We start from the raw sequence: 17,787 nt of genomic DNA on the forward strand, positions 1-17,787 counted from the left end.
ATCGCTGGGACTTAAACGGTATTTTCTTCGGGGTAGTCGATGCTGATCCATACGGCGCACTTCCTGAGCGCTCCACACCGACGCCACCGCCTGAACTTGAAGGCGACGAAGTGGCGCGCTGGACCGGCAGCGGCTGGGAGAAGCTGGCTGCGGCCCCCGAATCTGCCCCCGAGCCGGCGCCGGACTGGCCGTCCCTGATTGCCGCGCGGCGTTTCCAGGCAGAAACCGGTGGAGTCACGGTGCAAGGCATCCCGGTCAACACCGAGCGCGACAGCCAGGCGCTGCTCACCGGCGCCGCCTTTGCTGCCTCGCTCGACCCTGACTACCAGATCAAGTGGAAGGCGGCGACCGGCTTTGTCGAGCTGAACGCGACCCAGGTGATCGGCCTGGCCTCGCAGGTGCGGGCGTTCGTCCAGGCCTGTTTTAACCGCGAGGCCGAACTGTTGGGTGCGGTGGCCGACAGCTCGATCAGCGCCGAGCTGCTCGAGCAGGGCTGGCCGGTGTAACGACTACTTATTTCAGCTAACCCGGCCGCCTCGAGCGGTTTTTTTGTGCCCGCGATTTGGCGGGCTGAGGGCTTTGTATGCACATGATTCCCCGCGGCATCCGCAACCATAACCCCGGCAATATTGATTACAGCCCGGTCAACGACTGGCAGGGCCAGCTGGCCCACGTGCCAGTGATCGAGCGCCGCTTCTGCCGCTTCAATGAAGCCGAGAACGGCCTGCGCGCCCTGGGCAAGTTGTTGCAGACCTACCAGCGCAAACACGGCTGCGACACCCTGCGCAAGATCCTCAACCGCTGGGCGCCGCCGGCCGAGAACGATACCGACGCCTATGTGCGCCAGGTGGCCAAGGCGCTGGCGGTCGATCCGGACGCGCCGCTCGACACCACCCAGGCGGTGGTGTTGCGCCCGCTGCTGGTGGCCATCGTCCTTCATGAGAACGGGGTGCAGCCGTACAGCGCCGCGCAACTGGACGAAGGTGTGCGGAGGGCGTTGGCATGAGGCTGCTACTGCTCGCCGTGCTGCTGACCCTGGGTGGCTGCAGCGTGGCCAGGACCACCAGTTCGGCGGTGGCCGCGTACTGCGCGGTGCCCAACCCGGCGCGCCTGGCCAATCGCATTCTGGTCAATGCGACGATTGCCCCGCACCGCATCATCGTGACCTGCGCTGATGAGGTGGCCGATGAGTAACGGGCGTTTTCTCGACCCACTGCGCCTGCAGGCGTATGCCCAGGGGGAGTGGGTGCTTCTGACCGACTTTCGCTATCGAGCCCTGGACGGCACGCTCTATACCGCGCCGAAGTGCTTCATCACCGATCTGGCCTCGACGCCCTGGTGCGTCAAGCCGCTGTTTAATGACATCGAGGACCGCGAGGCCGGGGTGATCCATGACTGGCTGTACTGCCAAAACCAGATCCCGCGGGTGGTCGCGGATGCGCTGTTTTACGAGATGCTGCTGGCACTGGGTGCGGATCAACGGCGCGCCGCGCTGATGTATGCCGGGCTGCGTCTCGGTGGCGGGCGCCGCTATGCGGCGTGTGCCGGAGGGGTCAAGGCCGAGGATCTGGCGTTGGCCTTGATGGACGAGCCCGAGCGTCAGGCGTGGGCCGCGGTGCTGCAGGCGGCGCCGAGCGTGGCCGGGGGGCGCGTCGAAACCTTTTGATCGATGGACGGTTGCCGACTACTATCGAGGGTTATTGGCGGGGGCTGGGTTGATGAAGGCGCTTTGCACGCCCGGCCCGCCGAAAAAAATTAAACAGTATTGATGTTAAATACACGGCGGCTTTGCTATGATTTTGCCGTCTGGCACTTTTGCCATGGAAGAATTAGAACTAAAAACAAGGGCTTAGAAAAAAGAAAACCCCAGAGGCCTGGCAGCCTTGGGGTTTTCGGTGATCGATCCGCTAAACAAACTCTGGATGACCCACGCAAGGTCGGAGTTTAGTGGACGGTCCCCTTCTGCGCAAGCCCGTTGCTGGGGAGCAACCATGCTGCATTTCGACCGTTTGCCGCGCCTATACCCGCGGTCCGTCCGTCCTACGCGGTTCCTCGTGGCCGCTTTTGGCCAGTGCGGGGGCGCGTTATGACCCTGCACATCGTCAAGTCGTTGCTCCCGGCTCACTCGCCGACCAGTGCCGTGTATGCCGCCCTCGAAGACGCGCTAGACGCCCCCGCACCGCCCCCGCCGTTTAAAAAAGTCCTGCCTCCCGTTGGGCACCAATCCATCCGCCGGCCGCGCACCCTCTCCGAAAAACAGAAAAAAACCTTTCTCGGTGAGGCACTCAAGCGCATCAAGGCCGAGGCTTACGAGCGCACCGGCAAATACCTGCGTGACCTGGACACCGTGCATCAGGGCGGCGGGCGGACCCGCGCCGAGCGTTGGTTAGCCCTGGCGGCGGTGGCCGAGCCGCTGCTGGCCCGGTTGGACATTGCCACCGGTGTCCTGGGTTACCTGGACAACCAGGGCCAGTTCCGTCTCAACCGGCAGAATGGCCTGGCTCAGGACGCGGGCATCAGTCCGTCGCGGCTGTGCCGCCTGCTGAAGACCCTGGAGAAAGCCAAGTACACCCTGCGCAAGATCAAGCGCTTGTATCGCAACGGTAAGCGCTGGGTCTGCCGCATCACCATCTACGTGCGCCCGCGGTTCTTTCATGACCTCGGCCTGGGCTTCCAGCACGCCGATGCGCGCACGGCCAAGGCCAAGGCCTACAAGAAGAAGCGCCGTCAGGCGCAGGCCGTGCAGCAGCAAGCGCACCTTGATGACCTGGCCGCCGCGCATGACCGGCGCATGAGTCACCGCAATGCGGAGGCCGCCCGCAGCAAAACGCTCAAGGCCGCGGCGAACAGCGCGCGCATCCAGGCCATGCAGCACAAGGCCGGCATCCTCTCGGACCTGGCCAAGGCGCACCCGGACAAGGGCCACGCCGAGGTGCTGGCCCTCTACCAGCAGCTCCACCCCGCCTCCTAAGCCGCCGCCAATCGGCACCGCCACCGGCGGTGCGTTCGCCTGCGCGCGCCTTTTGTACCGCCCCTCAGACGCCTTTGTGCGGCTGTTTCTGGCCTTCCAGATGCCGCTTTCCCCCCACGTTTTCCGCCTTTTGTACCGCCCCAGGCCCGCGCCCCGCGCCGGGGCCTGATGCTTTGGAAATAACCGCAATTTTAGCGTTCGAGTGGTACCACCCAAGGGTTAGAAACAGAGCCTTACGGGGCCGTGGAGTGCTCTAGATTGCCGGTCGACTCAATGCCATTGAAAGAATGCCTGCCCACTTCGCGCCGGGCGGCGCGGGGCAAGGACACCGCTCGCTGTGCGGGCCGCCGCCGGCGTGTCAGGGAGGCGCCCTCCAGTTGCTGTGGGCCGGTCGGCGACCGATTCCGACCGCCACACCGTGGGCCGTCCCTTCGCGCCTTCACGCGCCGCCTACGGCCCGTCAGTCGCGCACGCGCTCCAGTGATCAAGGTGAGGGGTGGGCTGGGCGCTTTTCTCCGGCCTGGAGGCCCGCGGCGCCTGTTTGGGCGCTGTGGCGACTTCAGCCAAGGCGTGGCGTCAGGGAAGGGGGCACGGCGCGCAGACGGGCTTAGGCGGCTTCGGGCGTCAGCGCGGGGCCGGCGGTGCTCGGCGCCGGTCGGGGGTGGTGGTCGGTCGGGGGTGGCACGCGCGGCGGCGGCCGGACCGACCGGGCGAATGGCTGAAAGCCTTGTGTGGCAAGGCTTGGCGAACTTTTGTCGGGATCGATTGTTAGTAGGCGAATTAGCGAATTAGCTATTGAAGTAAGCCTTTCGCTATGTAAAATGGCCCATCGCTCGGGCCTTTTGCCCGACCCCTGACGGAGCTGTGCCGTTGAGCCGCCAAGCCTTACACACCCAAATGATGGAACATGCCCGGTGTCTATCCCTGCCTCAAGTGATCCAGTCGATCGACAACCTGGGGGGCGGGAACCTGCCGGCGATTGAGTTGGTTTTGCGCAACCTGCTGCTCGACGTGTACAGCGAGCGCCAGGGCGCTGAAGCGGCGTATCGCTTGATGACGCAGTTAGGCATTGCGCAGCCGGGCGTGTTGCTGGCGTAACACGCGGCGCCGGTCGTGGTGGGCTAATTAGCGAATTCGCTATTAAGCAGGCGGGTAGACGCCAGGGATGCCTTGCGCCACTCTGTTGCCAGTCCGGCCGACCACAGAAAGGAACCCCCGCCATGACCAAAACACCGGTGCTGTTGATTACCTGCAACCTGTCCCGCAATGAGTACCGCGCCGAGGGCATCCGGGATGGTGAATACCGCACCGTCTATGCCCTGACCGATCAGGCCGTGATTGCCAAATGGTACAGCGCGGCCCCTAACGAGATGGTGCGTTGCGCGGCGGATATTCAGGCGATGCACCGCGCGTCTGGGTCGGTGGTCGCGTTACCCGCCACGAACTGAATAGAAAGGAACCCCCGCCATGGATGAGCATGACTCCGAAAAAGGCCTGCGTCTTGCGCGTAAAGCCTTGTCGCTGATTGACACGGCTGAACCGGGCGAGGGGCTGACGGGTGAGGAGGCCGCCGCCAGCTTGTACGGTTCTGCCATCGGTTATCTGACGTGTCTGTATGACTTCTCGCTGGTTACGGCTTCGCAGCTTCAGGCGCTGAGCGCCGAAGGTCGTGCGAAGTATGCGGCTCGGCTGTCTCGCGGCTTTATGGACGCTTAATCGGCACCGCGCATAACGAACTGAAAGGAACCCCCGCCACGATGGCCCGAAAGAAACCGTGGATCGACCGCCGCTGTTGTGACTGGGATACCTTCCTGTCGGGGGTGATGGGCGCCGCGCACCGGCTGCAATTCCCGCTGATCCTGGTCAACTGGTGCGAGGCGCGCAGCCACTGGCGCCGCTACAGCTGCACCGGTGCCGACGTGGTCAAGCTGCAGCGCGCGCGCGAAATCAACTCGGCGATCTATCTGTACAGCACGCCGCCGCGCCGGAGAGGTTCGGCCGAGTTCGAATAACGCGTTATATGTTCAATTGGCCCCCACCTTTCGGGCGAAGGTGGGGGCCTTTTTTTGTGTCGGCAGTCACCACTTTGCTATAAAATGGACTACCGTTTTAGCGTAAAATGGTTTTACGCAGAGCCCGCCCCTCAACCGAACAGGAGTTTGCCTGATGGCTTACGTGGAATATGACGACCCGGCGCATGACGCGGATATGCGCGCCCTACGCCTGGAGCAGTTGCGCGCCGATATCAGCCCCGAGGAAGCCGAGCAGGAAGCGGGGTGGCCCCAGCGGGCCGACGACGAGGACGACGAGCAATGAGCGCTGCCGTAGATATTGACGCCCAGGTGAGCCTGCTGTTGGAGCGGCTGGACAACACCGCGACCGATGCCGAGCTGCTGGCCGGGTTATGCGCCCAGGCGCCGCTGGTGCGCGAGGTGGCCGCCGCCTGCCAGCAGACCGCCGTCTTTACCCGCTCCGCCGCTCAGTTCGCGGCCTTCCAGGTCGAGCTGGAAGCGGAGCATGCCGCGGACGAGCGCCTGCTGGCGGCCTGGCTGCACTTTCTGGATCGCATCATCAGCGCCCCGACCCGCCTGCACATGATCGGCTCGGTGCGCCTGTGCCTGCCGCTGGTGGCCCACTACCTGCCGGAGGTGGCGGGGTAAGCGCAGCCATGGCCTGTTATGTGATCTACGACCAAGACCGCCGGGCCATCGGCCATCTGTGCGGCGAGCTGGGGCCGCATTGCGCGGACTGCGGCGACCTGGGGGCGAACCTGTGCGATTACCCGGTGGGCCAGGGCAAAACCTGCGACCGCCTGTTGTGTGACTACCACGCCCAGCTGATCGCCCCGGAGCTGCATTACTGCGGCCCACATGCAACCGAGTGGCAAGCCTTTCGTGATGCCGGCGGGGTGCACCAGGTGCTGGAGAACGTGATTCCGTTTAAGGAGAAAAACAAGCCATGAGCACGATGATTTCAACCGAGCTGCAAGCCAATCTGCGGCGTATGGACGCTGACCTGGAGTTACACGGCCGCGCCTGGGTCTTGGATGGCGATATCCTGCGCTGCCGGGCGTGTGCCTCCGGTCAACTGGCGAGCAAGAGCAACCATGCGTTTATCCATGCCAGTGCCTGCGCGGCGCTGGGCAAGGTGTCCGATTACCCGTGGCACGACCTGGTTAAGGTCTTGTACGGCGTGCCGGCCCCCGACGACCATAACTTGCAGGAGGATCGCTAATGCCCCGTTATTGGCTTCGCTACACAGTGACCACCAAACGTCACACCTCGGAACACACGCGCACCCTTGACACCGAGTTTGCCCTGGAATACGACAGCGACATTGCCGCGGTGCAGAAGGCCCTGGAGGCCGCCCGTGGCCCCGGCAGCACGGTGACCTTGACCACCTGGCGCGAGCTGAAAGGCGAGCTGCGCCACGTCGATCCATGGTCGATCACGGTGAATCCGCTGGCCGATCCGCTGCAGCCGGTGGGCTGGCTGTTCACCTTGCACCTGGGCGATGAGCGCACCGTCAGCCGCTTCAGCTGGACCCGCGACAATCCGTTCGGTGAGCTGAGTGCGGAGCATAAGTTGACGGTGCTGCCGCTGAAGGTGCCGAGTGAGGCCCTGCCCTCATGACGGCGGCGCAACGGTTGACCCTGAGCCGGCTGCAGGGCCAGGGGTTTGTCCTGGTGCTCGAGGCGCGCGAGATTGTCCGGGTCACCCGCCACGGTGACCACCGGGTGATCCTGGCCAATGGTACGCAGAAGCGTGGCCACCACGCGGTGCGGGGCTCGGCATGAATAGGGTGGTGCGGCTGGAGCAACCGCTGGCCGGGTGGTCCGGTGGCGGTCTTGGCGATAAAGATGTGGCAGTTGGCCGCGTGGCGCGGCTGTGGCAAGGTGCGCGCAAGTCTCACGGATTTGAAACGAGTGTGTGCATGATTGGTAAGGCCCTGGATGAAGACGCATTGCGCCTGCTGCTCAGTCAGCATGCGGTGCGTGAATGCAAGGTGGCGCGGCAGAAGCACGCGCCGCAACGCTGGACGATGGAAGTGCGCCTGGGCGGCTCGCAGGCACGCTGGATTGCCTTGCGTTCGCGCCGCGAACCGGTGCGCACCTGGGCCAGCCTGGAGACCCTGAGCCGTTTTGCGGCGGCGGTCGGCCTGCAGGAGTTTGTGGTCGAGTTGTGACCGGTCACAGCGCATAAAAAAAGCCCCGAACCGGTCGGGGCTTTTTTGTGGGCCGGGCGTTAGCGATTCCAGCGCGCCAGGGCCAGGGCTTGTTTGGTCTTGGGTGAGCAAGTGGCCAGAAAATAGGCCATTTGCCGGGCGGAAATTTGCAGCAGTTCATTCAGCGGTTTGGCGCGCAGGGTGGTATATTCTTGCTCAGACATGTCGTTGACCTTTTGCGGGGTTTCGGTGTGTTAGAGCGTCCAGGTCTTCGACCACCTGGGCGCTCACTCCTTTCTACTTGCGGTGTTTACTCAACACTTCCTCTGCCAGGCTTTTGCCTGGTGTCGTGTCAATGTTCCAGTCAGTGTTCCAGCCCTTCTTTTTCATGTAATCGGCCATCGCTTCCTTGAACGCGTCCACCTGGGCGAGATCGTTCGAGGCGCAAAACAGCCGGTAATTCTTGCGGTATTCCGGCAGTACCTTAAACCCCAGGTCGACCAGTTTGGTGTCGCTGGCCGTGGTGGTGTTGTTGCCGACCGCGGCGGTATCGGCGGCCGACTGCGGTGGTTCGCCCTTGGTGCGACGCACGGGTGGCTTGGGGATGTCGAGTGCCGGGGTGGTGGGGTTTTTTGAGCTGGCCATGGGGGCTTTCCTGTGGGCGGTTGACATGAATTCTATTCGCTAATTCGCTAAATAGCTAACTCAGGCATTGATCTGTGCTTGAAAGGCGGCGACCGCCGACTGGATCACCTGCAGCGCTTGTTCGCGCGGCGCTTTGTACGGCGTTTCGATGATCGAGCGGCCCTCGTCCATGGCGCGGCTGTAGGCTGGTTTCTGCGGGACCGAGCCGTCAAGAATGGCAAAGCGGGTTTTGCCCAGGTAGGTGCGTGCGGCGGCCAGTTCGGCGGCGCTGCCGCTGGTCTTGCACAAGGCAAACACCATGCGTTCGGTGGGGATCGCGTGTTGGTCGGCCAGGGTGTTGGCCAAGGTCACGGTTGGGCGTAAGTCATCCAGTGACAGCCCGGTGGGCAGGATCAGCAATTGGCTGGCCTGGGCGATGCGCACGGTTTCTTCACTGGCGTGCGGGGCGCCGTCGAAAATCAGCAGGTCAGCATCGCCGCTGCGCTTGAGCGCGGTGGCCACGTTGCCGTACAGCTGCACCGGCACGTCCGGGGTGATGCCGGCCTCGAGGCGGCGTTGTTGCCACTCGGTGGCGGTGGCCTGTTTGGTGTCGAGGTCGATGATCTTGGTCGACCAGCCGGCCAGGGCGAACGCGGTACCGAGGGCGCGGGCCATGGTGGACTTGCAGGTGCCGCCTTTCTGAGAGATGCAGCCGATGGCGTAAGGGATTTGCATGCGGGGTTTCCTTGTGCGATTTAGCGAATTAGCTAAGTTCGACGCCAGTATAGGCGGCACAAAAAAAACTGCATAGCGAATTTGCGAATTTGCGAATTAGCTAATGGGCTAATTCGCAAATGGGGGTGAATCCGCTGGGGATCGAGCGGGGGAGGCGCGCGGTTACTGCGGTCCAGCCGTGGCTGGGAGCATTTGCCCGGTGTAGTTGGCCATTTCATCCAGGGCTTCAACCAATTGCGCGGCCAAGACGGTGATCCGTTCCAGTGCGTTGAAATCGCGCTCGCTAATGGCCACCTGGGCGATGGCCTGAATCCCCGCGGCCTGCGCACTTTTGCGCGTCAGCCGGGTGAACAGATAGCGTTGAGTCTCCTCGGTGAACTGAGAAGGTGAGGGCGCCGCAAGCATTCCATTAGTCATCAATTACTACCTTGCAAACTGTTAATTACACTTAAAATGTAAGTGTGGGGCATAAGAACGCCCCGGAGCGGGGCTGGGGGTTTTAGCGCAGGTGAGAAATCATTCTAACGCGGCCAAGGATGTGCAGGTTCGCCATGGTTTGCGCGCTGACCTGCTCGTCAGGAAAACGCTCGCGTAGCTCGGCCTGCAGGCAATACGAACCGTCGATGTTCTGGCGTATCCAGCGCAGCCAGAGCCGGCCGTTAATGATCAGGGCAAACAAGTCATCCTGCAGCACGCGGGTGTCGGTCAGGTCGATCAACACCCGATCATCCTTGGCTATCACCCCATTCATGCTGTCGTCCGGGGCCACCACCAATAGCAGACGTTCACGGTCAAGTTTGGCGCTTTTGAGGAAGGTCTTGCGAAAGGCCAGGGCATCGTCGCCCAGCTCAATCAGGCCCTTGGCAGTGGCAATCGGCTCGGCCAGCGGCACAGTATAGCGTGCCGCCTCTGGCGAAGTGCCATCATCGTCTGACAGCGCGGCCAGCCAGGCCGCCGGCTTGCCAAACAGTTGACCCATGGCGATCAGCATGTCGCCGGGCGGGATGTTGATCCCCAGTTCCCAGTTGCCGTAACGCGAGGGGATGACTTTGTGCTGAACAATGGCCGACAGGTTTTGAGCAGTCTCTTGAAAGGTCCAGCCTTTGGCGGCTCGGCACGCCTTCAAGCGGGCGGAAATCTTGGGGCGAATATCAAACATGGAGAATCTCGACCAGTTGTTTACTGCTTCAAATATACACGCAAACTGTAAAGCAACAGTGAAACTGTTGTTTTTTTCGCCGAGGCACTTACAATAACCAGTAATACTGTTAAAAACAGGCTTATCCGTGGAACTCAACGACTGGATCGATAGCTTGGCCCCCCGCGCGGCGTCCAAGGTGGCGGCGGAACAACTCAAGGAAAAACGCCGGACCGTCGATTCCTGGCGCTTGTTCCAAAATCCGCCGTCGTTTCGCGCGGCGGTCAACATCACCCGCGTCTCGCGCGGCCAGGTGGACTTCAACGGCATTTATGCGCCGTACCAGCGCGCCTTGGAGGCTGAGCATGGCCACGACTGACGCCTGGCGCAGCTGGTCGAGCCTGGTCATCAGCCAAAAGCTTGAGCAGCGTTTTGGCCTGATCGGTTTGGCCCGTCTGCTCAAACTGGTCGAGCTGGTGGGCCCATGGCTGCCGGCGGAAGGGCCACTGACCGTGGTCCTGGCCTGGGGCGATTTCCTCACCGCGTTGCACTGCAATCAAGAGACCGCCACCGAATTTCTCGCCTATTGCGACCACGCCCGTGTCCTCGATCAAGCCACCGACGAGGGTCGCCTCCGGTTGACCCTGGTCGGCGAGCTGGCCAGCCGTTTGCGGCCGCCGGTGGTGGCCACCCCAGTGCAGGCCGGCGGGCGGGTGTTGTTCGACACGGACAAACAATGGGTCGCCTGGTTTAAAGACGACCTCAATTGCCCGCCGTACCTGGCCAACGATCCGGCGAGCCGGCAATTGTTTCGCCGCTGGTGTGCGAGCAACGTCACCGTCGATGAAATTGAGGCCGCCTGCGAGCGCGCGCTCAAGGCCGGCGAAGCGCCGCACCCGGCGGTGCTGCACGACCATATGAAAGTCATCCGTCAAGCCAAAATCGACCGCGCTGTCGGCTAAGCGCTGCGAGGGGAATTGCTGTGTTGTTGATTGCTTTATCAGCTGGGTTACCCAGCGAACGCGTAGCGATTGCCGCCCACCTGGTGGCCAGCGGCAAGGGCCGTTTAGCCGCGTATGCGCAGACCTCGCCGCGCGCCGATTTTGGCGTGTCGCGCGCGCGCATCCTGAAAGAAGCCCTGATCCGCCTCCGTGGTGGCCGGGCGCCGTCTGGCGGCCTGGTGGTGGTGCATTGCCTGTCGGCCGAAGAGGCCCAGGTGATCCGCGACCACGGCGGGGTGCTGTGGCACGTCCACGGCTCGGTGCTGTCGGCCTCGGTGCCGATTGGCCGCGATGACCTGATGGTCACCGATGGCATGGCCGGCTACGCCCATGTGTACGCGCCCTTGGAGGCGCTCTCGGAGCTGATGCTGGCTCAGGCGCCGGCGGTCGCGGTCCGTGGTTAGCCGGGCGCTGCCAGGGTTTGCCTATGGCGACCCGGCCAAGATTGTCGAAGCGCAGGAGATCCGCAGTAAAGGCTGCCAGATCTGCACGCGGGCGGTGTTCATCTTTGATCTGCCGGTGTGCCGCAACAACTTGAAGTTTCCGGCCTGTCGCCGGGATCGGAAAAACGGCCATCAGCTGACCCCTGAAGCCGGCGGTTAAGGGGCAAAGATGGCAAGGCGTGCACGCAATGGATTGGACGAGGCCCTGGAGCTATGGGCGCGCTGGTGTTTTGCCGGCGGTGACAGCGGCAGCGCTGGGCGCTCGCCGCTGGCCAAGTTGATCGACAACAAAGGCGAGCTGATGTTTGTCGGCTCGACCGGCAGCGGTGTGCCGCCGGACAGCCTGGAAGGGCGGATCGAGGCGGCGGTGCTGAGCTTGTTTGCCCGCCAGCCATTAGCCGCCGATGTGCTGCGCCTGGAGTACGACGCCGGTTGGTGGCAGGTGGCGCAGCGCCGGCAGATCCGCGCGTATGACCCGCGTGGCATTGGCCAGTTTGAACGCTCCGTGGCCCTGGGCATCACGTTGCGCACCTACCGCCGGCGCTTGTTTGAGGCCCGCGCCTTTATTGAGACTCAAGTGGGGACCGTATGACCTTGCACCCGTTGTTTGCTGGATTTACGGACATCAGTCCCTACGCCCTCGGCGACGCCCTGGGCTTTGCCGTGCATGTCGACGCAGCCCGTGGGCCTTTGCCCTCCGAGCTGCCCCCGGAGCACGCCAAGCGTCTGCAGGTCGGCGGTGAGTTGGCCGGCTTTCACTGCGCCGGTGGCTGGGAGGCGCCAGGCGTCGCGCACTGCCTGATGTTCGTCAAGCCGCTGACCGCGCTGGCCTCGGCCTGCTGGCTGGCCGGCCTGGGGCATCGCCAGGTGGGCATGCGGGCCAGCTACCTGTACTCGGGGGCTCAGGCCCTGGGTGATCTGGAAGTCGCGGCCTATGCCGCCCTGGGTGAAGAGGTTGCTGGTTGGCCACGGCTGCAGTCGCCGGACACCGAGCTGTTTGTCGAGGCATTCGCCTTGCTGCTGGACGGTTTCATGCTGCAGACCGGCAACGCCAAGTTGCCGCTGGATGACTTGGCGGTGTCTGGCCATGAGTGATGACCAACTGGCGGCTGCGGTCGTGTGCTACCTGGCCGGCTGCACCCTCACCCTGCTGGCCATCGACATGCCGGCGCGGCAGCGCTTTCTCTTTCTCCGTTGCGCGCTATGGCCACTGTACTGGGCCTATTTGCTGATCAAGATGGGCTTCATGTTGGAGTATGAATGGCGCCGCTGACCGGTTCGCCTTATCGCTAAATAGCTAATTCGCTAAACAAGGAAGCATGCAATGACTGAGCCCCCTGCGTTATCCCCCCTCAAGCTGGCCCGTGCCCTGTCGGTCGCTTTGGCGTACCTCGTGGTCACCCTGGTGTTGCTGCGCGCCGTGTCGCCCCCGCTGGTCAGTAGCGACAGCTCAGCCATGGTCTGTGTGGGCCTGCTGCTGCCGATCCTTTGGTTCATGGCCAGCGCTTGCCTGGCGCTCTACCTGTTCAACAAAAACCGCCGCTCGGCGGCCCCCCTCATGGAGAAAAATCCACAATGAAGCGTCTTACTACCGTTGTATTGCTCGGCCTGTTGAGTGTGTTGGCTGGCTGTTCCAAGGTGCCCGCCGGCTATACCGGCGTCATCGTTAACTTGATGGGCAGCGACAAGGGTGTGGCCCCGGTGGAAACCAGCGTGGGTTACAAGTGGCTGACCTGGAACGAGGAGCTGTTCCTGTTCCCGACCTTTAACCAGAACATCAACATCGGCGCGGTGACCTTCCAAGACAAGGACGGGATGAAGATCAGCACCCCGATTGGCATGACCCTGCGCGCCAAGCCGGGCGCGGCCCCCTTGCTGTTCCAGACCTACCGTAAGTCGATGGAGGAGATTGTCCAGGTCAATGTGCCGCAGGTCATTCGCACCGCCTTCAACAATGCGGCCTCGAAGCTGACGGCCGAGGAGATTTACGGCCCGAACAAGGAGCAGTTCCTCAAGGACGTCGAGGTGCGGGTGCGTGAGCATTTCGAGGGCAAGGGCATCGTGGTTGAAAGCCTGTACCTCAATGGTGAGATTGGCTTGCCGGAGAAGGTCACCGCGGCGCTGAACGCCAAAATCGAGGCCACGCAGAAGACCGCCCAGCGGGTCAATGAAATCGCCCAGGTCGAGGCCGAAGCGGAGAAGGCCCGTGCCGAGGCCCGTGGCCTCAAAGATGCGGCGGTATTGCGCGCCCAGGGTGAAGCCGAGTCGCTGAACATCCGCGGTGAGGCGCTGCGTAAAAACCCAGGCGTGGTGGAGCTGAACGCCATCGAGAAATGGAACGGGGTGTTGCCGGTGTACATGACCAGTGCGGCAACCACGCCGTTCGTCACTCTCGGCAAGTAACCCCGCCGGGGTGCGGCCGTTCTGGCCGTGCCCCATCGTTTGCGGGCCGCCCCTCTGGCCTGTTGTTGTTTCCCTCTTCATCGCTAATCAGCTAATTCGCTAAATCGCGAATCAGGCGCGCGCTGCGTCACGGCTTCGTTTGGCCTGAAGAACGTCCAAGGAGAGTGTTTATGGCGAAAACCCTGCAGGTCGCGCTGTCCGATGCGGCCATTAAAAAGCACGCCGCTGACCCCGAGGTCCGCGAACTCAACGACCCCCGCCACCCGCTGCGCTTTCGCTACCGGCTCAAGGATCGCAGCCGCGGCAGTTGGTTTGTGGTGCGTTATGACCATGGCGCGAAGTGGCGCAAGGTGGGCAACTGGCCGGAGATCAGTGCGCGGGTGATGCTCGACAACCTGTCCGCGGTGCTCAGTCGTCTGCAGCTCGACCCCCAGGCACCGGCCGTGCTCGGTGCCTGGTCGACCGTAGGGGAGCTGCTCACCTGGTACAGCGAGCGCTTGAGTGTCGGGCGCTCGCTGTCCCTGCACCGGCGCTCGACGTCGCTGTCGGCGATCCGCCGGCAGCTCATGCCGCGCCTGGGCCATTTGCCGCTGGCCAGTCTCACTAAAACCGCCCTCGACCAGCACCTGTACCTACCCATGCAGGCCGAGTGTTCGCTGGCTCATGTGCGGGCCGTGTTCGGTGTGCTCAAGCAAGCGACCAAGCGCGCGGTGTTGCTGGATCGCCTACCCGCCGATCCGTTGCTGGGTGTGGTGTTCGGTGACTTCAACAAAACCAGCATCAAGCCAAAGGGCGCGCGTCTGCGGCATGCAGCCGTGGCGGATCTGCTGCGCCGCTGGACCGAGGCCTATGCCACGGCCCATCGCTCAGTCGCCTTTGGGCTGGTGATGTTGGCCCATGGCACCCGGATCAGCGAGACCCGGATCGCCCGTTGGCAAGACATCGACCTGGTCAATCGGGAGTGGTTTATTCCGGCCCGCAACACCAAAGGCGGCCGTGACCATGTCATTCCCCTGACCGACCAGGCTATTGCCTTCCTGAAGGCCTACCAAAAGCGGCAGTTCGTGCGTGACCGCTATAGCGGGGCTTTCCTGTTCCCCTCGACCACCCGCTCCGGTCAACCCATGAGCCGCGCCCAGGCCTTTGCGCTGTTTGCTGAATTGGGCCAGGGCGAATGGACCAGTCACGACCTCAGAAAGCTGGCCCGGACCACCTGGGCCGAGCTGGGGGTGGATTCGATCATCGGCCGGATGCTGCTCAACCAGGCCCTGCCGGTCCTCGAAGCCACCTATGTGCAAACCGTCGCCCTGACCCTGAAACGCGAAGCCCTGGAGCGCTGGCACGCCTGGCTCGATGAGCGCGGGTTTGCCGCCCTGCACGGCGCGACAGGAGCAAGACTGACCGCCGCCACCGAACCGGCGCAGACCGCCGCCGTGCTGGCCGCCGCGGCCTTTTCCCAACCTAACGTATAAGAGGATCTAAACATGGAATTTCTACCGAAAGCCCGCCAAGTCCTGGTGGTCAGCACTGGGCCTTGGGCCTCCATCCAGTTCGGCTTCTGGAGCTTTGTCGGGGCCATGGCCGCCTTCGGGGCGATGGTCACCGTGGATCAGTTGCTGACGTGGGGCTGGCCGTTGCTGCGCACCTGGTGGGGGTTCTGACCATGTACCTCCGCCGCGAGACGAATCGTTGCAGCAACTGCCAGGGCACTGAATTCGGGATGACCAAGATTGCCGGGCGCTGGGTCTGCGATCCGTGCAATCGGCAGGAGCCTGAAGACGATGACCTGGACATCGAGGGCTATGAAGAACGCCGCCGGCAGCGCCTGGCCGAAGCCGAGGAGTATTGAGAATGGAAGGGTTGACTGAGGCGCAGCAGAAGTTGGTCCTGGCGATGAACCTGGGCGAGCAGGGGGTGTTTGGCACGGTGCCGGGGGTGGTGATCGCCGGCCCGGCCACCACCGCCCAGGAGGGTTGGAGTAAGGCACCGTTCACCGGGATGAAGGCGCATTACTTCCGCCAGCGGCCGAGCGCGGCCATTGGCGCCGCGGGCCGGGTGCGTGAGTGGCTGTCGTTGTGCGGAGTGGCTACGCAGACCACGGATCGCTGGCCGATGTTCGAGCGCGGCAACTGGGCGCGCTGCAGTCGCTGCGTGCAGATCAAACAACGGCAGCGGAGGTCGGTATGACGGCGCCGGTCGAGAGCAAAAGCCCCGAGGCGATCCGCAAAGAGGAGCAGCGCCTGCGCGATGCCGACGCCGGGATCGGGGTGCTGTCGCTGCGCCTGGGCCCAGCGGAGCTGGCCATGCTGCATGAAGGCCGGGAGGTGCGCGGCGGTGAGGTGCCGTACAGCGCCGTCGAATACATGGCCACCTTGCTCCGGCGTGACCATGCCTGGCTGCAGCAACAGCAGGGCCTGGCGGCTGGGCGGATCTGCGGGCAGTGCCGTAAACCCCTGCCGCAAGGCTGTGGGGGTTTCTGGCGGGCCGAAGCCACCGTCTGCGAATGGGCGCAGTTGGAGCGCGCGCTACAGTTGTGACATGTCACAGCGGTAACGATTGACAAAAGAGCGGTTAGACAGATTTACTGTTTTTTTACAGGAACTCTGTTTACAAGCGTGGCCGTTTACCCTAGGATTTGCTCCATCGTGCTGTTCTTGCGAACGCAGCGATACCTGTGATGCTTCCCCCCCTAACCGCCAGGCCTCCCCAGCCCTGGCGGTTTTTTTATGCCTGCTCCCCTGCCTGGAGCCCCTGACGAGCGCCTGACCATGCCGGATAAACCTGACACCTGGGCCTGGCTGCTCGCTGAGTTGCGACAGCACGCGCCGCTGATCTATGCCGCGCTGCTGTCGTGCTGGATTGCCTTCTTGCGCGTGGTGTACAGCGGCGCTCGATGGCGGCGCGGACTGCTGGAAGGCTGCCTGTGCGGTGCCATCACCGCCGGTCTGTTCCCGCTGCTGGGCTACTTCAACTTACCGCCGGCATTGGCCGCGGCCATGGGCGCCCTGGTCGGCACCCTGGGGGTGAAGAAGATCATCACCCTGGCGGATCGCTATGCCAGCACCAAGGTGCCACCGGCCAGTCCGGGGCAGTAACCCACCCACCTGTTTGAGTCCGCCCCGTTGTGGCGCGCGCTGAGGATTCGTTATGTCCGTTCAAACCAAACCCCTGCTGATCGTTAACGATGAGGCCTCTGCTAATGCTGGTGGTGCGTCCATCCGGGAGGCGCGTTATCGCGAGGTCGCCACGTCCATCGGTGCGGAGCTGCTGCTGCTCGATGGCCTGTCCAGGGCTGAGCTGATCACGCTGCCGCGCGCGGTGACGGCCGAGGATGAGGCTGACGATGTGGTCGGGCGGGATTGGCGAGGGAACCCCACCTACAGCGAGAAGGCCCGCGCGGCCTTTCGCCTGGTGGAGCGCCTGGTCAACGCCGGCGAGGTGAAGTTGGCCCCGGATCGCTGGGTTCAGGGTGCGCTGCGCTTTCAGCCACCGGGTGCGTCTGTGGTGGTCGAGCCGCTGTCCGTGCCTTGCACGCTGCAGTCCTTTGCCGCGCCTGAACGCCAGGGTTTGTGTGCGCCATCGGTGGTCTTCGGTGTCGTCATCGGGGTGATTCTCACGGGTGTGGTCGGTGCTGTTTTGCACTTGGCTGGCCTGTAAGAGGAGGTTTGCATGTTTGGATACATGACCGAGAAAGAAGCGAAGGCCCACGGTTTTACCCATCACGGCAAGTACTTCGGTATCCCGGTGTGGATCGGCGATCCACATGGTGATTGCATGGTCGCGACCAAATGGGCCCCGCTGGAGTGCGCCATGAGCGTGGCGCATTACATCGAAGGCGCCATCCATTCGCTGCGCGGAACCGAGCCGAGCTTCATGTTTCTGGTCGGGCGCAAGATCCAATGAGCACGCCGCCCAAAGGGCACCGCCGCCACGACAGCAGCCCCCGGATCACTGGCCGCGCCCTGCAAAAGCGCCGCCTCAGTGTCTGGACCCAAGACCCGACCTGCGCCATGTGTGGCCGGCTCACGGACTTCCCATCCGGCTTCGAGCTGGACCACCGGGTGCCGCTGTTTAAGGGCGGCGAAGACACCGAGGCCAACTGCCAGGTGCTGTGCAACGGGGTCAATGGTTGCCATGAAAAGAAGACCGCCACCGACCTGGGCTACCGCCATCGGCAGACCATCGGCATCGATGGTTATCCGGTCGAATCCTGAGCCCTGAACGCGATCCGTTCGCAATTAGGGGAGGGGGGGGTCAAAACCTCGGGGGACGTCGCGCCGGAAACCGTTCGGTCCCCTCTTTACGCAC

Annotated in this window: 39 protein-coding genes; 34 read left to right on the plus strand and 5 right to left on the minus strand. The window is 63.3% G+C overall.

All coding sequences use genetic code 11. The annotated features are described in order from the left end of the window. The 16 genes from IEQ42_RS26500 to IEQ42_RS27440 form a co-directional block, all read left to right on the plus strand. A partial coding sequence (locus IEQ42_RS26500; RefSeq protein ID WP_210706088.1) for a DUF4376 domain-containing protein occupies window positions 1–506 on the plus strand: 506 nt, incomplete at its 5' end. Between the two features lie 77 nt (window positions 507–583). Next, on the plus strand, window positions 584–1,006 hold the full coding sequence (locus tag IEQ42_RS26505; RefSeq protein ID WP_210706089.1) for a structural protein: 423 nt from the start codon (window positions 584–586) through the stop codon (window positions 1,004–1,006). Then, window positions 1,003–1,194, plus strand: coding sequence for a hypothetical protein (locus IEQ42_RS26510; protein WP_210706090.1), 192 nt, complete (start codon window positions 1,003–1,005; stop codon window positions 1,192–1,194). Before IEQ42_RS26505 ends, IEQ42_RS26510 begins: the two co-directional genes overlap by 4 nt. Further along, window positions 1,175–1,666: a DUF1353 domain-containing protein gene (locus IEQ42_RS26515; RefSeq protein ID WP_210706091.1), complete on the plus strand. Its 492-nt coding sequence runs from the start codon at window positions 1,175–1,177 to the stop codon at window positions 1,664–1,666. The genes IEQ42_RS26510 and IEQ42_RS26515 overlap by 20 nt, the downstream gene beginning before the upstream one ends. Before the next feature lie 420 nt (window positions 1,667–2,086). Further along, on the plus strand, window positions 2,087–2,971 hold the full coding sequence (locus IEQ42_RS26520) for a hypothetical protein (RefSeq protein ID WP_210706092.1): 885 nt from the start codon (window positions 2,087–2,089) through the stop codon (window positions 2,969–2,971). 870 nt (window positions 2,972–3,841) lie between these two features. Continuing rightward, a complete protein-coding gene (locus tag IEQ42_RS26525) occupies window positions 3,842–4,069 on the plus strand; it encodes a hypothetical protein (protein WP_210706093.1) in 228 nt (75 codons plus the stop codon). Between the two features lie 122 nt (window positions 4,070–4,191). Beyond that, window positions 4,192–4,419 carry a hypothetical protein gene (locus IEQ42_RS26530; RefSeq protein ID WP_210706094.1) on the plus strand — a complete coding sequence of 76 codons (228 nt, stop codon included), beginning with the start codon at window positions 4,192–4,194 and terminating at the stop codon, window positions 4,417–4,419. Between the two features lie 19 nt (window positions 4,420–4,438). Next, window positions 4,439–4,687, plus strand: a complete 249-nt coding sequence (locus IEQ42_RS26535; RefSeq protein WP_210706095.1) for a hypothetical protein — start codon at window positions 4,439–4,441, stop codon at window positions 4,685–4,687. Window positions 4,688–4,728: 41 nt separating this feature from the next. Further along, a complete protein-coding gene (locus IEQ42_RS26540) occupies window positions 4,729–4,983 on the plus strand; it encodes a hypothetical protein (RefSeq protein WP_210706096.1) in 255 nt (84 codons plus the stop codon). 154 nt (window positions 4,984–5,137) lie between these two features. Continuing rightward, window positions 5,138–5,287, plus strand: coding sequence for a hypothetical protein (locus tag IEQ42_RS26545; RefSeq protein ID WP_210706097.1), 150 nt, complete (start codon window positions 5,138–5,140; stop codon window positions 5,285–5,287). Beyond that, window positions 5,284–5,631 carry a hypothetical protein gene (locus IEQ42_RS26550; RefSeq protein ID WP_210706098.1) on the plus strand — a complete coding sequence of 116 codons (348 nt, stop codon included), beginning with the start codon at window positions 5,284–5,286 and terminating at the stop codon, window positions 5,629–5,631. The genes IEQ42_RS26545 and IEQ42_RS26550 overlap by 4 nt, the downstream gene beginning before the upstream one ends. A gap of 8 nt (window positions 5,632–5,639) precedes the next feature. Beyond that, window positions 5,640–5,933 carry a hypothetical protein gene (locus IEQ42_RS26555; RefSeq protein ID WP_210706099.1) on the plus strand — a complete coding sequence of 98 codons (294 nt, stop codon included), beginning with the start codon at window positions 5,640–5,642 and terminating at the stop codon, window positions 5,931–5,933. Next, complete coding sequence (locus IEQ42_RS26560; RefSeq protein ID WP_210706100.1) at window positions 5,930–6,205, plus strand: hypothetical protein; 276 nt, start codon at window positions 5,930–5,932, stop codon at window positions 6,203–6,205. Before IEQ42_RS26555 ends, IEQ42_RS26560 begins: the two co-directional genes overlap by 4 nt. Then, window positions 6,205–6,603, plus strand: coding sequence for a hypothetical protein (locus IEQ42_RS26565; RefSeq protein WP_210706101.1), 399 nt, complete (start codon window positions 6,205–6,207; stop codon window positions 6,601–6,603). The genes IEQ42_RS26560 and IEQ42_RS26565 overlap by 1 nt, the downstream gene beginning before the upstream one ends. Further along, window positions 6,600–6,767: a hypothetical protein gene (locus IEQ42_RS26570; protein ID WP_210706102.1), complete on the plus strand. Its 168-nt coding sequence runs from the start codon at window positions 6,600–6,602 to the stop codon at window positions 6,765–6,767. The genes IEQ42_RS26565 and IEQ42_RS26570 overlap by 4 nt, the downstream gene beginning before the upstream one ends. Beyond that, the gene (locus IEQ42_RS27440) at window positions 6,764–7,156 is read left to right on the plus strand and encodes a hypothetical protein (RefSeq protein ID WP_228732048.1); all 393 of its coding nucleotides are present in this window, start codon (window positions 6,764–6,766) and stop codon (window positions 7,154–7,156) included. Before IEQ42_RS26570 ends, IEQ42_RS27440 begins: the two co-directional genes overlap by 4 nt. Before the next feature lie 59 nt (window positions 7,157–7,215). Here IEQ42_RS27440 and IEQ42_RS26580 read toward each other — a convergent pair whose 3' ends face one another. The 5 genes from IEQ42_RS26580 to IEQ42_RS26600 all read right to left on the minus strand — a co-directional run bounded on the left by IEQ42_RS26580 (window position 7,216) and on the right by IEQ42_RS26600 (window position 9,653). Next, window positions 7,216–7,359: a hypothetical protein gene (locus IEQ42_RS26580; protein ID WP_210706103.1), complete on the minus strand. Its 144-nt coding sequence runs from the start codon at window positions 7,357–7,359 to the stop codon at window positions 7,216–7,218. 73 nt (window positions 7,360–7,432) lie between these two features. Next, window positions 7,433–7,780, minus strand: a complete 348-nt coding sequence (locus IEQ42_RS26585; RefSeq protein ID WP_228732049.1) for a hypothetical protein — start codon at window positions 7,778–7,780, stop codon at window positions 7,433–7,435. Window positions 7,781–7,840: 60 nt separating this feature from the next. After that, entirely contained in the window at window positions 7,841–8,494 is a 654-nt protein-coding gene (locus IEQ42_RS26590) for a ParA family protein (RefSeq protein WP_210706104.1), read from the minus strand. A 162-nt stretch (window positions 8,495–8,656) separates the two neighbouring features. Next, complete coding sequence (locus IEQ42_RS26595; protein WP_210706105.1) at window positions 8,657–8,911, minus strand: hypothetical protein; 255 nt, start codon at window positions 8,909–8,911, stop codon at window positions 8,657–8,659. 82 nt (window positions 8,912–8,993) lie between these two features. Beyond that, window positions 8,994–9,653, minus strand: coding sequence for an XRE family transcriptional regulator (locus IEQ42_RS26600; protein ID WP_210706106.1), 660 nt, complete (start codon window positions 9,651–9,653; stop codon window positions 8,994–8,996). A 127-nt stretch (window positions 9,654–9,780) separates the two neighbouring features. On the opposite strand from IEQ42_RS26600, the gene IEQ42_RS26605 reads away from it, so the two are divergent. From IEQ42_RS26605 to IEQ42_RS26685, 18 genes are all read left to right on the plus strand, one after another. Next, window positions 9,781–10,011, plus strand: coding sequence for a hypothetical protein (locus IEQ42_RS26605; RefSeq protein WP_210706107.1), 231 nt, complete (start codon window positions 9,781–9,783; stop codon window positions 10,009–10,011). After that, window positions 9,998–10,594 (plus strand): hypothetical protein, encoded by a 597-nt coding sequence (locus IEQ42_RS26610; protein ID WP_210706108.1) that lies wholly within the window; start codon window positions 9,998–10,000, stop codon window positions 10,592–10,594. Before IEQ42_RS26605 ends, IEQ42_RS26610 begins: the two co-directional genes overlap by 14 nt. Window positions 10,595–10,614: 20 nt before the next feature. Next, window positions 10,615–11,037, plus strand: a complete 423-nt coding sequence (locus IEQ42_RS26615; protein ID WP_210706109.1) for a hypothetical protein — start codon at window positions 10,615–10,617, stop codon at window positions 11,035–11,037. Further along, window positions 11,030–11,236, plus strand: a complete 207-nt coding sequence (locus IEQ42_RS26620; protein WP_210706110.1) for a hypothetical protein — start codon at window positions 11,030–11,032, stop codon at window positions 11,234–11,236. Before IEQ42_RS26615 ends, IEQ42_RS26620 begins: the two co-directional genes overlap by 8 nt. 9 nt (window positions 11,237–11,245) lie before the next feature. Beyond that, window positions 11,246–11,668: a hypothetical protein gene (locus tag IEQ42_RS26625; protein ID WP_210706111.1), complete on the plus strand. Its 423-nt coding sequence runs from the start codon at window positions 11,246–11,248 to the stop codon at window positions 11,666–11,668. Then, window positions 11,665–12,171, plus strand: coding sequence for a hypothetical protein (locus IEQ42_RS26630; RefSeq protein WP_210706112.1), 507 nt, complete (start codon window positions 11,665–11,667; stop codon window positions 12,169–12,171). The genes IEQ42_RS26625 and IEQ42_RS26630 overlap by 4 nt, the downstream gene beginning before the upstream one ends. Further along, the gene (locus tag IEQ42_RS26635) at window positions 12,164–12,349 is read left to right on the plus strand and encodes a hypothetical protein (protein ID WP_210706113.1); all 186 of its coding nucleotides are present in this window, start codon (window positions 12,164–12,166) and stop codon (window positions 12,347–12,349) included. The genes IEQ42_RS26630 and IEQ42_RS26635 overlap by 8 nt, the downstream gene beginning before the upstream one ends. Window positions 12,350–12,400: 51 nt before the next feature. Then, entirely contained in the window at window positions 12,401–12,655 is a 255-nt protein-coding gene (locus IEQ42_RS26640; protein WP_210706114.1) for a hypothetical protein, read from the plus strand. Next, window positions 12,652–13,479 carry an SPFH domain-containing protein gene (locus tag IEQ42_RS26645; protein ID WP_210706115.1) on the plus strand — a complete coding sequence of 276 codons (828 nt, stop codon included), beginning with the start codon at window positions 12,652–12,654 and terminating at the stop codon, window positions 13,477–13,479. Before IEQ42_RS26640 ends, IEQ42_RS26645 begins: the two co-directional genes overlap by 4 nt. Window positions 13,480–13,649: 170 nt before the next feature. Next, on the plus strand, window positions 13,650–14,951 hold the full coding sequence (locus tag IEQ42_RS26650; protein ID WP_210706116.1) for a tyrosine-type recombinase/integrase: 1,302 nt from the start codon (window positions 13,650–13,652) through the stop codon (window positions 14,949–14,951). A gap of 12 nt (window positions 14,952–14,963) precedes the next feature. Further along, window positions 14,964–15,140, plus strand: a complete 177-nt coding sequence (locus IEQ42_RS26655; protein WP_210706117.1) for a hypothetical protein — start codon at window positions 14,964–14,966, stop codon at window positions 15,138–15,140. A gap of 59 nt (window positions 15,141–15,199) precedes the next feature. Continuing rightward, a complete protein-coding gene (locus IEQ42_RS27500; RefSeq protein WP_274611333.1) occupies window positions 15,200–15,328 on the plus strand; it encodes a hypothetical protein in 129 nt (42 codons plus the stop codon). 2 nt (window positions 15,329–15,330) lie between these two features. Beyond that, window positions 15,331–15,666, plus strand: coding sequence for a hypothetical protein (locus tag IEQ42_RS26660; RefSeq protein ID WP_210706118.1), 336 nt, complete (start codon window positions 15,331–15,333; stop codon window positions 15,664–15,666). After that, entirely contained in the window at window positions 15,663–16,016 is a 354-nt protein-coding gene (locus IEQ42_RS26665) for a hypothetical protein (protein ID WP_210706119.1), read from the plus strand. The genes IEQ42_RS26660 and IEQ42_RS26665 overlap by 4 nt, the downstream gene beginning before the upstream one ends. Before the next feature lie 189 nt (window positions 16,017–16,205). Next, the gene (locus tag IEQ42_RS26670) at window positions 16,206–16,574 is read left to right on the plus strand and encodes a phage holin, lambda family (RefSeq protein ID WP_228732050.1); all 369 of its coding nucleotides are present in this window, start codon (window positions 16,206–16,208) and stop codon (window positions 16,572–16,574) included. 52 nt (window positions 16,575–16,626) lie between these two features. Beyond that, window positions 16,627–17,136: a hypothetical protein gene (locus IEQ42_RS26675; RefSeq protein WP_210706120.1), complete on the plus strand. Its 510-nt coding sequence runs from the start codon at window positions 16,627–16,629 to the stop codon at window positions 17,134–17,136. A gap of 12 nt (window positions 17,137–17,148) precedes the next feature. Next, the gene (locus IEQ42_RS26680; RefSeq protein ID WP_210706121.1) at window positions 17,149–17,382 is read left to right on the plus strand and encodes a hypothetical protein; all 234 of its coding nucleotides are present in this window, start codon (window positions 17,149–17,151) and stop codon (window positions 17,380–17,382) included. After that, window positions 17,379–17,693 (plus strand): HNH endonuclease, encoded by a 315-nt coding sequence (locus IEQ42_RS26685; RefSeq protein WP_210706122.1) that lies wholly within the window; start codon window positions 17,379–17,381, stop codon window positions 17,691–17,693. Before IEQ42_RS26680 ends, IEQ42_RS26685 begins: the two co-directional genes overlap by 4 nt. Window positions 17,694–17,787 lie beyond the last annotated feature (94 nt).

Origin of the sequence: Pseudomonas iridis (genome assembly GCF_017980685.1) — a bacterium.
GTDB classification, from domain to species: Bacteria; Pseudomonadota; Gammaproteobacteria; order Pseudomonadales; family Pseudomonadaceae; genus Aquipseudomonas; species Aquipseudomonas iridis.